We start from the raw sequence: 15,427 nt of genomic DNA on the forward strand, positions 1-15,427 counted from the left end.
TTTTAATTTCTTTTAGAACCTTATTTTGATTATTCAACCCCTTTGGGGTTGGGTGTTTAATCTATTCATATCCCGTGGGTGTAACCCACGGCTATTCGTATTTATCCACCTGCCGGTGGATACTATTACTTTAAAGTCCGAAGGACTTGAATCTGAATAACCCCCAGTGAAACTGGGGGAGGTTAAAGCATAAATTTAAGAACCCTAAAAGGGTTCAATTTAACTGCAATTAAAACTTAAACAGTTTCTAAATATACCATTAACACCCATATTTAATCTTTTTAAATCTTTTTCAACATTTTACCAATATTCCAAAATTAATTACTACTTTTAATTTCCTTTATTAAAAGCCTATAAACCCTTTAACCATGAACAAGAAACGAAGAATCATCGCAATTGCGATTGTTGTAGTTATCATCGGCTCTTACTTTGCAATCTTTAATGGAAGACATCGTAAAAGCGAATCTCTTACAAAAGATTTTAGTAGCTATATATCTGCCTATACTAATGGCGTTATCTCGAATCGAAGTATAATTAGAGTTGTATTTGCCTCTGATTTTGCAGGTAATACAATTGTGGGAAAAGTTGCCGATCAGAATCTGATTAGCATCAGCCCATCAATTAAGGGTGAGATGATGTGGACAACCTCCCGCACCATTGAATTTACGCCTTACAATCCGCTACCAGAGGATAAGGAATACTCTGTAACAGTTTCGCTCAATAAACTTATCAAGGATATACCAAAGGGTTACGAGGAGTTTGACTTCTCGTTCCGTACCATAAAGCAGTCGATGGAGGTTATGGTTAATGGACTTGAGTTCTACCAAGAGGCAAGTAAAATGGAACGTCGCCTGAATGGGGTTGTAAATACTGCCGATTTTGCTGATGCCAACGAGATTAAGAAGACTATTGAGGCTAAGCAGGGCAGCGATAAACTTGAGATGACATGGGAAACATCCACCGATGGAAAAACGTACAGGTTCTGGGTTGAGAATATCAAACAAGGCGATACGCCTTCAAAAGTTATCTTAAATTGTGATGGCGACCCTATCAACACCGATTTCTCGAAAAATATTGAATATGAAATACCTGTAAAAGGTGTTTTTAGAATACTATCAACAAAGGTAATTCAAAACCCCGATCAATACGTTGAGATTCGCTTCTCGGAGCCAATTGATCAAAACCTTTCCCTTCAAGGATTAATTACTTGTGAAGAGATTTCCGATCTAAGGATGATTACCGAGGGGAATATCATTAAAGTATATCCAACTAACCGCCAAAACGGAACATTCAGTTTCAACGTAGCCGAAGGGATTAGATGCTTCGGTGGGCAGAAACTTGGCGAGGCAGTAGTTCTACCCATTCAGTTCGAGGTTTATAAACCTGAAGTAAAGATGATTGGTGATGGAGTCATTATCCCATCATCCAGCGGGTTACTTTTCCCATTTCAAGCGGTTAGCCTTAGAGCCGTTGATGTTGAAATTATCAGAATTTTCGAGGATAATATAGCCCAATTCTTACAGGTTAATAATCTTGGGGGAAGCAGCGAGTTGCATAGGGTTGGAAGGATGCTTTTAAGAAAAACCATTCTACTCAATGCCGGTGGTGAAGTGGATTATGGTGCATGGAACACCTTTCATATCGACCTTTCGAAGATGATAAATACCGAACCGGGTGCAATCTATCAAGTTAAAATATCGTTTCGCAAGAACTATTCTGCCTATGGTTGCGAAGGGAAAACGAATACTGAACCAATAAAAACTATTGAGGAGATATATGATCCAAGTGATGACTCACATCAATCATACTATTATGAGGATTACGAGGATTATTACTACGAGGATGGCGAAAGTTATAACTGGCAGGAGCGTGAAAACCCTTGCAATGTTTCATACTACCGAAACAAAGAGGTACGTAGGAATGTATTGGCCTCAAACCTAGGTATTCTAGCCAAGAGAGGCACTGATGGCTCTTCTATATTTGTTGTTACAGATTTACTAACAGCCAAACCCATTTCTGGTGTAAGCATTGAGATTTACAACTACCAACACCGTATTATGGCAACCGCCTCTACCGATGGCGATGGTATGGCTAAACTGGAATTTAAAGGTAATGAAAAGCCTTTCCTTCTAATTGCAAAGCAGGGAACTCAACGAGGATATTTGAAATTGGATGATGGATCATCGCTATCACTTAGCTCATTCGATATATCGGGCGAAGCGGTTCAACGTGGAATAAAAGGGTTAATCTACGGCGAAAGGGGCGTTTGGCGTCCAGGCGATACGCTATTCCTATCGTTCATTCTCGAAGACAAGAACAAAACTCTTCCCGAAAATCATCCAATCTCATTCGAACTGGTTGATCCACGCGGACAGGTTGTCTACAAAACTATATCAACCACCAGTGTTGATGGTGTATATGCCTTCCCTGTTGCAACATCTCAGGATGCTCCTACTGGAAGCTATACTGCTAGGGTCAAGATAGGTGGAGCAACGTTTACACAACCTGTTAGGGTTGAAACAATAATGCCCAACAGGCTTAAACTGAACCTCGATTTTGGGGTAAATGAGCTGAAAATGAATCGCAACATCTCCGCAAATCTCAAGGCAAAATGGTTGCATGGTGCTCCTGCAAGAAACTTAAAAGCAAAAGTCGATATTACCCTAAGTGCATCAACTACAACCTTTAAAAACTATAAGGGATATTCATTTGATGATGAATCACGCACCTTCTCATCGGAGGAGCAGAGCCTGTTCGAAGGAGTTTTAAATGAAAGCGGAGAAATTACATTTAGCCCACGAATTGATGTTAAGGCATCTGCTCCTGGTGTTCTGAAAGCCAGTTTCAAAGTAAGGGTTTTTGAGGAGGGAGGAAATTTCAGTATCGACAAGTTCTCCATGCCTTACTACCCATTCGAAACCTTTGTAGGCGTTAAGATGCCCGACCCTGGCACAAGAGGTAATATGTTTGTTACCGATACCGATCAAAAACTAAAAGTGGTTACGGTTAATGCCGATGGCAACCCAGTATCAAGGAGTGGTTTAAAGGTTGAAATTTATAAACTCGATTGGAGATGGTGGTGGGAGCAAAACTCCGATGATCTTTCAAACTACGTCTCAAATTCATATTCAAGGATTATTCAACGAGGATTTGTTAGCACAGGCTCCAACGGCGAAGGTGAATTCAATGTTCGTATCAATCAACCCGAATGGGGTCGATTCCTAATTAGAGTTATCGATCCTGATGGAGGTCATGCCGCTAGTACTATATCCTACTTCGATTGGCCAGGCTGGGTTAAACGCGATAAGAGTAGAAACCCAGAAGCTGCTACCATGTTGGTTTTCTCATCGGATAAGCAGGAGTACAAGGTTGGAGAGAACGTCAATCTTACAATTCCAACAGCCGAAGGTGGAAATGTATTTGTAAGTATCGAGAATGGCGTAAATGTACTTGAAACATATTGGGTTGAATCGAAAAAAGGGGAAACCCAATTCTCATTTAAGGTCACCGATAAGATGACCCCGAATATCTACGTACATTCTACCTTTATTCAGCCTCATGGGCAAACCATTAACGACCTACCAATTAGGTTGTACGGGATTATTCCTCTAATGATAGTTAATCCTGAAACTCACCTTAACCCAGTTCTATCATTACCCGATGAGTTAGAACCTGAAAAAAAGGTTAACATAACCGTTTCGGAGAAGGATGGTAAGGCTATGACCGTTACACTTGCCATGGTTGATGAAGGTTTGCTAGATTTAACCCGATTTAAAACACCCGATCCATGGGGTCGCTTTTATGCACGCGAGGCTCTTGGGGTAAAAACATGGGATCTATTTGATATGGTTATGGGTGCCGATGCTGGGAAGATGCTTCGCATTATCTCAATTGGCGGTGATGAGGCGTTAATCAATAAAGGTGACCGTTCAGCAAATAGGTTTAAACCTGTTGTGAAATATATAGGGCCATTTACCGTTGAAAGTGGTGAGAAGAAGAAGATTAGCTTTATAATGCCAAATTATATTGGTTCTGTAAGAGTTATGGTTGTTGCTGCTAAGGAGGGAGCATATGGCTCAGCCGAGAAAACAGCACCTGTGCGAAAACCGCTAATGGTACTATCAACGCTACCACGCGTTCTTGGCCCTGAAGAAGATGTTGTACTCCCAGTGACAGTTTTTGCAATGGACAAAAAAGTTAAGGATGTTAAGATTCGCCTTGAGCTAAATGATTTGTTGATACCCGTTGGTGAAACGGAAAAGAGTATCACTTTTAACGAGATTGGTGACCAGGTTATTAAATTCAACCTAAAAGTTGCTTCAAAATTAGGCATTGGAAAGGTTAAGGTAATTGCCACCAGCGGTCGCAATGAGGCAACCCACGAAATTGAACTCAATGTTCGCAACGCCAATCCTCCGATGACTCTTGTAAAGGAGATTGTTCTGAATGCAAATCAGAAGTGGAATCCAACGTACAAAGCCTTTGGAATGGAGGGAACAAATAAGGCATCACTCGAATTTAGCACAATACCTCCTATCAATCTTGGTTACAGATTAGCATATCTTATCCAATATCCACATGGATGCCTAGAGCAGACAACATCAGGTGCTTTCCCTCAACTATTCATTAGTAAATTAGGTGATTTTGATGTTGAAACTCGCAATAGAGCCGAAGAAAACGTTCGTTACGGATTAGATAAAATCAGAACATTCCGCACTATTGACGGAGGTCTATCGCTTTGGGCTGGCAGCCAGCAACCCGATGAGTGGGCAACCACATACGCAGGGCATTTCATGCTCGAAGCAGAGGCTCTGGGCTATAGCATTCCTGCGGGAATAATGGAGGGATGGAAACGATATCAGCGACAAAGGTCGCTAACATGGGCACCAGCATCAAGCAGAGATTACTATAACGGTGATTTGATGCAGGCCTACCGACTATACACCCTTGCGCTAGCAAAAGTTCCAGAACTTGGTGCTATGAACCGCTTACGTGAATATCCATCACTCTCGGTAAATGCACGTTACCGCTTGGCTGCTGCTTATGCTTTAGCTGGTAATCCAGAGGCTGCAATGAGTTTGATACAAGGCAAATCGGTTGAAATTCCATTCTACCGTGAGATGGGCTATACCTACGGCTCGCAAACCCGTGATAAGGCTATGGTTGCCGAAGCACTTGTTCTTCTTAAAGATTTAGAAAAGGTGATGCCACTCCTCCGTGATCTATCGGCACAACTTAGCAAGGATGAATGGATGAGTACTCAGGAGATTTCGTTCAGCTTACTCGCCTTCTCTAAGTATGCTGCTACAGTTAAATCAGGCGATGGAATTGATGTATCCTTTAAAGCGGATGACAATAACAACAAGAAGTTACAAACCAAACTAACCATTGCTCAGCATAACTTTAACCCTGTTCAGAAAGGCGAAGGAGAAGTTAATATAACCAATAACGGGAGCGGTGTTGTATTTGCAAGATTGATAACATCGGGTATTCCTGTAGCAGGGAACGAGGTTCCCCAATCGAACAATATCAAGATGGATGTTAGCTTCCACCAGATGAATGGCGTTGTAATTTCGCCCGATAAGTTGGAGCAAGGAACTGATTTCTATACTGAGATAAAGATTCATAACCCCGGAACTCGCAGCAACTTTGAGCAACTATCGCTTTCGGTTATTGTTCCTTCGGGTTGGGAAATAAGGAATACAAGGATGGAAGAGGCCTCCGCAATAGAAACCTCATCGTATGATTATCAGGATATCAGAGATGATAGGGTTTATACCTATTTCAGTTTGCCTTGGGGCAAGACAAAATCCTATAAAATTGTATTCAACGCTGCTTATGTTGGCAAATTCTATCTACCATCATTCGCTTGCGAAGCTATGTATGATAACTCCGTTTTTGCAAGGAATAGCGGAAAATGGGTTGAGGTTGTGAACCAAGGGGAATAGTCCTTTTTTCAATGTTTTTTATTGTGCCTACTGTGGTAAATATTCTAACCACAATAGGCACAATAGTTAAAAAGTATCTGCATTTAACAACTTTACCAAGCAGTTAAAATGGATAAATCAAACAAAATTCAACTATTTAACGATCGTAAAATCCGCTCTCTCTGGGATGAAGAACAGGAGAAGTGGTACTTTTCAATTATCGATGTGGTTGCCGTTCTTACCGAAAGCATTGATGCCAACGCCTATTGGCGTAAACTGAAACAGCGACTTAAAGAAGAAGGTAATGAAACCGTGACGAATTGTCACGGTTTGAAAATGCCCGCACCTGACGGTAAGTTACGCTTAACGGATGTTGCCGACACCGAGCAACTTTTTCGTTTAATTCAATCAATTCCATCACCTATCTTATAACAAAAATAAAGAAATAGAAGATTAATCTAGGCCATATTCATAAACTTTACAAATCAGAAAACTCGGAGAAATTCCGAGTTTTTTCCTTTCTACATGCTCAGTTCGGCGCAGGTTAGCGAAGCGCACCTGCGTCGTACTATTATTGCAGGCTGCGCCTGAGATCAAAACCAGCAAGACTATTAACCATTGTAAAAGCAGTCAATATTCAGACTCTTTCAGGTCTATCGACTCTGAAAGGTCATGCTCAATAGGATAACCTGATAGAGTTCGAAGAACCTATCAGAGTTTGCCTCCAAATCCCCATAAAATCGAATAACCCTAAGATATTATCGCATTTTGCGATAGGGTGGTAATTATTAACCATCAAAACTCTTAAAAAGATTATGTTGTCCAGAAAAGATAATCAATAACCGCAGAGGACACAAAGAAAAACGCAAAGAGCGCAAATACCTATTAAACAGACCATTGACTTTTGCGAACTTTGCGAAACCTCATAATACTCTGCGGTTAATTTATGCTTGACTTATTCTATAATCCCCAATTTTAATTTGTTGATTTAATGCTAAATATTATATTTGTTTAAGGATAACAAGGGAAAGTTCACATAACTACTCCCAAAAAACAACAACTATGAAGTGTTCAATTGTAGGTGGAAAATGTCAGCATAATATTGGTAAAAAAGATAAGTTTATATTCGTTATTATGCCCTTTAAGGATGAGTTTAATAATGTTTATGATTCAATTGAAAGAGCCGCTAAAGATATTGGTTATGATTGCGAAAAGGCAAATGAAAAATATACCGAAAATTCAATTTGGTGCGATAGGATTTGTAAGAATATTCAAAAAGCCCAATATGTAATTGCCGACACAACAGAAAAAAACCCTAACGTTTTTTACGAGCTTGGATTTGCACAAGCTCTAGACAATACACATCCAATTATTATTACCCAAAATGTAAAGGATGTTCCTTTTGATATTGCACCAATTAATCTGATTGAATATAAGGTCAATAACCTAAAAGAATTAAGACTCAAAATAAAAGATGCAATAGAAACTATAGCAAAAGAAGTTCCACCTGTTACAAGCAGAACCCCAGAAGAAACTATTGCAGAGTTAAGGAAACAGCTAATAGACGAAGAAAATAGAAGTAAGGGGTTTAAAGAAGAGTTAAAGGAAAGCGAAGAGAAAGAAAAAAAATTGAGAGGAATAATTAACGAGCATGAAGCAATAAAGGCTGATCCTGAAGGGCAATTTAAAGGTAAAATTATTGAACTTGAGAAAGAAATTGCAGAGTATAAAGCTAAACTAAAACTATCGGAGCAAGAGATAGAACAGGTACAAACACAATGGGAAGTGGAACTAAAGGAAAAAGAAGAAAAGTTAAAGATTTTTGAAGAGGAACTGAAGATTTATAAACAGGATAAGAATATTGAAAACATTGAGAATATTTTATTTAAAGACAATGAGGAAAAACTAGATGCTGTTAACTATTTTGATTTAGCTTATGAAGAAAAAAATATTGATAAAAAAATACTTCTTTACACAAAAGCAATTGATTTAGATAAGAATTATGCTTTGGCTTATAATAATCGTGGAAATGCATATTCAGGTAAAGGGGATTCTGATAAAGCAATATCAGACTACAATAAAGCTATTGAATTAGATAGTAATAATGCTAGTGCTTATAATAATCGTGGAGTTGCATATAAAGAAAAAGGGGATTTCGAAAAAGCAATATCAGACTACAATAAAGCTATTGAATTAGATAATAATAAAGCTAGTGCTTATAATAATCGTGGAGTTGCATATAAAGAGAAAGGGGATTTCGAAAAAGCAATATCAGACTACAATAAAGCTATTGAATTAGATAGTAATAATGCTATGGCTTATAATAATCGTGGAAATGCATATTCAGGTAAAGGGGATTTTGAAAAAGCAATATCAGATTACAATAAAGCTATTGAATTAGATAATAATTCTGCTGGGGCATATTATAATCGTGGAGCTACATATGGGGAAAAAGGGGATTTTGAAAAAGCAATATCAGACTACAATAAAGCTATTGAATTAGATAAAAACTATATAGAACCCTATCTCAATTTAAAGGAATCATACATCACTATCAATGAATATGAGAATTCCTTAAAGGTAATCTATGCCGAAATTGAGTCTAATGATTACGAAATAATTTATAACCTCTTGGAATACGCTGCTAAAGTTCTGCTCGGTTTAGAATGCACTCTCGAGCATAAAAAAGTTATTTCATTATTAGGATCAAAACCAAAATTAGATTGGTCTTTTAAACAACTTGAAGAATGGCTAGTCTCCCTGCCCGCCAGCGATTCAAAAAAGGAAATTGTGGAATTAATTGAAATGGTAAAAAATTGTGGCAAATAATACATAAAAAAACTCTGACAGGGTTTTAAACCCTGTCAGAGTTACGTAAGAAATATAGGTTTATATCCCCAACTCCATCTGCGTGGCAGATGCGGAATCATCATTATTATCCTCCCCATTCTCCTCAAAATCACCCTCCTCTTCATCCTCTGATGGGGGTAGCTCTTTTTGGAGTGGTTCAATAAAGGTAATAGCCTTAACCTCGTTGGTGGTTAGGCGTTTTCCTTTGGCTTTGTAGCCTTTTACGGCTATAAATTCATAAACATCTACCTGCTCGGGATCTTTCTTGGCATGTTTGCCTTTAAAGGTGATTTCGATGCAGGGGAAATCATCATCGCAAATTGCGATAAACCTAGAGCCTGTTTCCTCGGCTATGAACGATTGTGGTTTTTCTGTAGGATCAAACACGAATCGTTTCAGGTAGTAGAAATCCTGCTCACCATCAAAGTAAACGGCAGAGAATACCTTGTCGGCATCGTACTTTTCGATGATTATTGGGCTGTTCTCAAATCGTACCGAAAAATCGAATCCTGTTAGGTAGTAGGTTCCATCGCCATTTACAACAAGTATTTTCTCTCCATCAAGGAATTCGCCCAGATATTTACCACGGCTATCGGAGTTAAGGCGAAGGACATCTTCATCCAACCAAATTTTGTGACCTCCAAGGGTGCTTACGCCTCTCTCTTTCAGCTGAATCTTATGAATTGCGTAACGGGTAAAGATATTCCCCATTGAGCTGCGCCCTTTTATAGCCAGCTGGCTAAAATCCAACTCAATAATCAGGTTGCGTAGACGTGGCTTGGGTTTTAGGAATACCTTTAGAATTTCGGCTTCGCCATTGGGGTTTGCGCTCATATAGAGTATCGAAGAGCCATCGGTTCCCTTAGAAATATCGTACTCCTTATCGCGTGTAATACCAGTAATGGCGCATCGTTTCATCATAATTGAACCGTTGCGTCCATCTCTGTAAACCACATTGTAAATGGTGCGCTGGTCGTTTTTCTTAAACACTGCGATGTGAAGAATATCCTTTCCAACAAAAGCTTTGTCCTGTACTTTGGATATGAAATACTTGCCGCTTTTTAGGAATACAATTATATCATCAATATCGGAGCAATCGCAAACGAACTCATCCTTTTTAAGGCCTGTTCCAAAGAAGCCCTCCTCACGGTTAACGTAAAGTTTTTCGTTAGCTACAACCACCTTCGTTGCCTCAATTGTATCGAAACTACGAAGTTCGGTTCTACGCTCCTTACCCTTACCATGCTTCTTCTTTATCTGCTGGTAGTAATTTATTGTATAAGGAACGATATTCGAAAGATGATTCTTAACCTCTGCAATTTCATCAACTACTGCAAGGATATGCTCATCGGCCTTTTTGATATCAAACTTAGAAATCTTGCGAACAGGTTTTTCTGTTAGTTTAGTTAAATCGTCGTGAGTAATCTCACGCCTAAAGAGCTTTTTATAAGGATTAAAACCTTTGTCAATTGCTTCAATAACGAGTTCCCAGGTTTCGGTATCTTTCTCCAATTCACGATATATCCTCTCTTCAAAGAAGATCTTCTCAAGTGATGAAAAATGCCAATCCTCTTCCAGCTCATCTAATCGATTCTTCAATTCCCAGGTAAGAAGGAACTTGGTATGATCCACCGATGCTTTAAGGAGATCCTTAACGCCCATAAAGCGGGGCTTATCCTGATATATTACGCAGGAGTTTGGTGAAATTGAGATTTCGCAATCGGTAAATGCGTAGAGTGCATCAATGGTAACATCTGGCGAAACATCAGCAGGAAGATGAATAAGAATCTCGACATTTTGCGAGGTGTTATCATCAATCTTCTTAATCTTGATTTTGCCCTTGTCGTTAGCCTTTACAATGGTATCAATCAACGATGATGTTGTTTTCCCGAATGGCAGTTCGGTTATTGAAAGTGTTTTCTTATCAATCTTTTGAATTTTAGCCCGTACCTTAATTGCTCCACCACGAAGACCATCGTTGTAACGAGTACAATCGGCATGTCCACCAGTGATGAAATCGGGATATAGTTCAAAATCATGGTCTTTCAGATATAAAATTGCAGCATCAATAAGTTCGATGAAGTTATGAGGAAGAATTTTTGATGCCAAACCAACGGCAATACCCTCAACACCCTGTGCAAGTAGCAAAGGGAATTTCATGGGTAGCGTAACAGGTTCCTGATTACGACCATCGTAGCTGAGCATCCACTCAGTGGTCTTTACGTTGAATGCTACGTCAAGTGCAAATTTTGATAACCGAGCCTCGATGTAACGAGGGGCAGCAGCGCTATCGCCAGTAAGTATGTTTCCCCAGTTTCCCTGCTGATCGATGAGTAGATCCTTTTGTCCAAGCTGAACCAAAGCATCGCCAATTGAAGCATCACCATGTGGGTGGAACTGCATGGTGAAACCAATGATGTTTGCAACCTTGTTGTAACGACCGTCATCAAGGCGTTTCATGGCATGGAGTATGCGCCGCTGAACGGGTTTAAGTCCATCATCGAGATGCGGAACAGCACGCTCAAGTATTACGTACGAGGCATAGTCCAGAAACCAGTCCTTGTACATCCCTGTAAGGTGCTTTTTCTTTGCAGCCTCACCTGTTAACTTTGCAATTCGTGCATGCTCATCGGGGGTAGTTTTTCTTGTTCCGCCCGAGGCTAGTATTTCATCCGCCTCAAAATCATCTAAACGCATTATTCAGTAATGTTTATTAACGTCTATATCTTTTATCTTACTTTTATTAGTAAAGAGTGATAAGTGGAAAGTTGTAAGCGACAAGTGATGAATCTACTTTATTTTATTCGCAAGAGATTTTATCAAACTATTTAGCATTTTCTCCACCTCTTTACAATTTTCAATCAATGAGCGCAAATCGTTTTCACCTAAATATTTGATTCTATTTGAGATCTCTAATTGAGTTTGCAGTTCATAAAGAGAACCTCTTGCAATATGTAAAAAGCGAATATAATCCGGAGTCGTTTTTCTTCCAAAACCCTCAGCTATATTTGAGGGAATTGAGATTGCACTTCGCCTAATTTGCGATGTTAATGAAAACATTTCCTCTTTAGGAAATGAATTGGTTACTTGGTAAACCTTTTCTACAAGTTCAATACTTTTCTGCCAAACAATTAACTCTCTAAAATCATTCATCTAATATTATTTTAATGATCACACTTTAACTGACCTAAATCTCTTAACACTTTTCGCTTGTCACTTTCCACTTTCTCAAGCGACTTTCTCAGCAACTTCCTCTTCTAACTCCTCCTCAAGTGGAGGTTTCGATTCCTCAACGATATCCTCATCAATCTTGAGGTTTTCGATAATGAAATCCTGCCTTTCGGGTGTATTCTTGCCCATGTAAAAGCTAAGCAAATCGGCTATTACATCATCACGGGTTAATCGAACGGGGTCGAGTCGAATATTTTCGCCAATAAAGTTCTTAAATTCATCAGGGGAAATCTCACCAAGACCTTTAAACCTTGTAATCTCCGGGTTAGCACCTACATCTTTAATAGCTTTCTGCTTTTCATCATGCGAATAGCAATAAAAAGTTTTCTTCTTATTTCGTACTCTGAATAGCGGTGTTTGAAGTATGAATAGATGCTCTTGACGAATTAAATCAGGGAAAAATTGTAGAAAGAAGGAAATTAAAAGTAGTCGAATGTGCATACCGTCCACATCGGCATCGGTAGCAATTACCACCTTGTTGTAACGAAGGTTCTCGATATCATCCTCAATGTTAAGAGCAGCCTGAAGTAGGTTGAACTCCTCGTTCTCGTAAACAATCTTCTTTGTTAAACCGTAGGTGTTCAGCGGTTTCCCTTTGAGTGAAAATACTGCCTGAGTATTCACATCACGAGATTTAGTGATTGATCCACTAGCCGAATCCCCCTCAGTGATAAATAGCGTTGACTCCTCTCCTCTTTCATCCTTTGAATCGAGGTGAACTCGGCAGTCGCGCAATTTACGATTGTGAAGGCTAGCCTTTTTGGCACGCTCACGAGCCAGTTTTTTTATGCCAGAGATAGCCTTGCGCTCCTTTTCGGCATCAAGTATTTTTTGTAAAAGTATTTGAGCTGTTTCGGAGTTTCTATGCAGATAGTTATCAAGCGCATTCTTAACAAAATCGCCAATATACTGACGAACACCAGGGCCATTGGGCGACATATCCTTACTACCCAATTTCGTTTTTGTTTGCGATTCAAAAACTGGATCCTCAACCCTTACACTTAGCGCGCAGATTATAGAGGTTCTGATATCGGAAGCATCAAAATCCTTTTTATAAAAACCACGAATAGTGGTTACAATTGCCTCACGAAAGGCCGTAAGATGCGTACCCCCTTGGGTTGTATGTTGACCGTTTACAAAGGAGTAGTAATCCTCCCCATAGCCATTCCCATGCGTTAGCGCAACCTCAATATCCTCTCCTTTAATGTGAATTATTGGATATAGCCCCTCACCAGTCATGTTCTCCGTAAGTAAATCGCGCAAACCGTTTTGGGAGATAAAACGCTTATCGTTGTAGTTGATAACCAACCCTGTGTTCAGGTAGGTATAATTGCGAAGCATGGTCTCCACGTACTCATCCTGATAGATGAAACTACCAAAGATGCTATCATCGGGTACAAACTCAACTATGGTTCCGTTCTTCTCGCCATTTACATGGATATCCTGTTCGGAGATTAGTTTTCCGCCCGAAAATTCAATGAGTTTTCCTTGACCTTCGCGGATACTTTGAATTTTGAAACATGATGACAGAGCGTTCACGGCCTTAATACCCACACCGTTCAATCCAACAGATTTCTTAAATACTTTTGAATCGTATTTAGCACCTGTATTCATTTTAGAGGCAACATCAAGCAATTTGCCAAGGGGAATACCACGACCAAAATCGCGAACCCGGACTAACCGATCTGAGATAGACAAATCGATATTCTTTCCAAAACCCATCATGTACTCATCCACAGAGTTATCAAACACCTCTTTAAGCAGGATGTACACGCCATCATCGGGCTGAGTGCCATCACCCAGTTTACCAATGTACATACCGGGCCGAAGCCGAACGTGCTCCTGCCAGTCAAGTGTTCTGATACTATCTTCTGAATAGCTAGTATTTACTGACATTACAAAAAATTTGATGCAAAAATACTGATTTATTAATGGAGAACACTTAAGATTGACTATTTAAATATCAACAGGTGCTAACGATTTATAAACTGGGAGGTTATGTGTTAATAAATTTTTTGATTAGTTTTTAATTATTTTTTTACTTGTTAGCTTAAATACCTGACTGTTAATTATCTTATTGTCGTTTTTAAAAAATTTATATAGATACTGAATTCCAAATACTAAATCGCAAAGCATTAAGTTATATCTATGCTAAATTATTGTAACACCTAATCCAAAAATTATACCTTAGCAGCAGATTTGAATTTTATGTTTATTAAAAGGTCATCCATATTATTTACTCTTTTCCTGTTTATTGGTCAACTCTTTGCCCAGATTGGTGGCGAGGGAACCTACGATTTTCTCAACCTAAGCACAACACCACGCTTAGCCGCTCTGGGAGGAAAGATAGCCTCATCTGATGATCCAGAACTTGGGTTGGCTTTTTACAACCCATCCCTACTTAATGCTGATATGCATAATCAGCTTGCTTTTTCGTATATTGGATATTATGCTGGAGTTCGTTATGGCTCGGCGATTTACTCAAGAAATTTCCAAAAATTTGGAACTGTTGGGATTGGCATTATGCAGGTTAGCTATGGTTCGTTCACCGAAGCTAATGAAACAGGGATAATTTCAGGAAGTTTTACGGCTTCCGATATGGCAATCAACCTAATTTACTCCCGAGTCTTCGATAGTATCTTTACAGTAGGAATTAATGTTAAACCTATTTACTCCCATTTATATAACTACAAATCATTTGGCATTGCGGCTGATATTGGGTTTAACTACCATCATCAAAATGGGCTATTCTCAGCAGGTATTGTACTACGCAATATAGGTACAATGATAAAGCCTTATACACCTGATACATGGCAGAAACTACCATTCGAGATTGTTGTTGGGTGTAGCAAAAAGTTAGCACATGCTCCATTTAGGGTGATTGCAACGTTGCACCAATTGCAAAACCTGAATATGTATTATAAGCGCCCTAAAACCAATATTTCTTCACTTGGAGGAGAGGATACCTCGAAGGATAACAAAATTCAATCTATATCAAACGAGGCATTAAGCCATTTAATACTGGGAATAGAGTTTGTTCCGATTAAAAGTTTTTGCTTTAGAGTTGGGTATAATTACCAGCGAAGGAATGAACTAAAAGTTCAAGAAAATGTTTCAACAGTAGGGTTTAGCTGGGGATTTGGAATTCGTATCTCAAAATTTCAGCTTAGCTACGGACAATCCAGATACCACTTGTCTGGTACATCAAAATATTTCTCGATAACTACAGATCTTGACGATCTTTTTGGGTGGAGTAAGCTATAGGAAGATGTTTTAAGCCGAAAAACAAATTTTTATAATAAAAAAGTGGCAATAATCAATTGCCTCTTTTTATATAATCACATTTTATAATAATTTTGAGCAGAGTTAATAAATTTATTGTTTTGAATATTTTTGAATTTGAAACTTAATTTTTAATA

6 protein-coding genes and 1 pseudogene are annotated in these 15,427 nt (G+C 39.0%); 4 read left to right on the forward strand and 3 right to left on the reverse strand.

The genetic code is table 11. The annotated features are described in order from the left end of the window. Positions 1-368 precede the first annotated feature (368 nt). From HOO91_08660 to HOO91_08670, 3 genes and pseudogenes are all read left to right on the forward strand, one after another. Positions 369-5,948 (forward strand): hypothetical protein, encoded by a 5,580-nt coding sequence (locus HOO91_08660; protein NOU17616.1) that lies wholly within the window; start codon positions 369-371, stop codon positions 5,946-5,948. A 108-nt stretch (positions 5,949-6,056) separates the two neighbouring features. Then, positions 6,057-6,350 (forward strand): annotated as a pseudogene (locus tag HOO91_08665) (hypothetical protein). A gap of 639 nt (positions 6,351-6,989) precedes the next feature. Further along, entirely contained in the window at positions 6,990-8,756 is a 1,767-nt protein-coding gene (locus HOO91_08670; protein ID NOU17617.1) for a tetratricopeptide repeat protein, read from the forward strand. Positions 8,757-8,816: 60 nt separating this feature from the next. Here the strand turns inward: HOO91_08670 and HOO91_08675 are convergent, their stop codons facing one another. From HOO91_08675 to HOO91_08685, 3 genes are all read right to left on the reverse strand, one after another. After that, positions 8,817-11,474: a DNA gyrase/topoisomerase IV subunit A gene (locus HOO91_08675; GenBank protein NOU17618.1), complete on the reverse strand. Its 2,658-nt coding sequence runs from the start codon at positions 11,472-11,474 to the stop codon at positions 8,817-8,819. 93 nt (positions 11,475-11,567) lie between these two features. Then, on the reverse strand, positions 11,568-11,930 hold the full coding sequence (locus HOO91_08680) for a four helix bundle protein (protein ID NOU17619.1): 363 nt from the start codon (positions 11,928-11,930) through the stop codon (positions 11,568-11,570). Between the two features lie 75 nt (positions 11,931-12,005). Beyond that, positions 12,006-13,904, reverse strand: a complete 1,899-nt coding sequence (locus HOO91_08685; GenBank protein ID NOU17620.1) for a type IIA DNA topoisomerase subunit B — start codon at positions 13,902-13,904, stop codon at positions 12,006-12,008. A 312-nt stretch (positions 13,905-14,216) separates the two neighbouring features. Between HOO91_08685 and porQ the strand changes: the two genes are divergently transcribed. Further along, positions 14,217-15,272, forward strand: coding sequence for a type IX secretion system protein PorQ (gene porQ, locus HOO91_08690; GenBank protein NOU17621.1), 1,056 nt, complete (start codon positions 14,217-14,219; stop codon positions 15,270-15,272). Positions 15,273-15,427: the final 155 nt, after the last annotated feature.

Source organism: Bacteroidales bacterium (assembly GCA_013141385.1).
In the GTDB taxonomy this organism is placed as follows: domain Bacteria; phylum Bacteroidota; class Bacteroidia; order Bacteroidales; family Tenuifilaceae; genus UBA8529.

What these genes read in the sequence shown, in the direction of transcription:
- HOO91_08675 (NOU17618.1), bottom strand. Translation starts at nt 11,474, where the DNA reads ATGCGTTTAGATGATTTTGAGGCGGATGAAATACTAGCCTCGGGCGGA.
- HOO91_08685 (NOU17620.1), bottom strand. Translation starts at nt 13,904, where the DNA reads ATGTCAGTAAATACTAGCTATTCAGAAGATAGTATCAGAACACTTGAC.
- porQ (NOU17621.1), top strand. Translation starts at nt 14,217, where the DNA reads ATGTTTATTAAAAGGTCATCCATATTATTTACTCTTTTCCTGTTTATT.
- HOO91_08670 (NOU17617.1), top strand. Translation starts at nt 6,990, where the DNA reads ATGAAGTGTTCAATTGTAGGTGGAAAATGTCAGCATAATATTGGTAAA.
- HOO91_08660 (NOU17616.1), top strand. Translation starts at nt 369, where the DNA reads ATGAACAAGAAACGAAGAATCATCGCAATTGCGATTGTTGTAGTTATC.
- HOO91_08680 (NOU17619.1), bottom strand. Translation starts at nt 11,930, where the DNA reads ATGAATGATTTTAGAGAGTTAATTGTTTGGCAGAAAAGTATTGAACTT.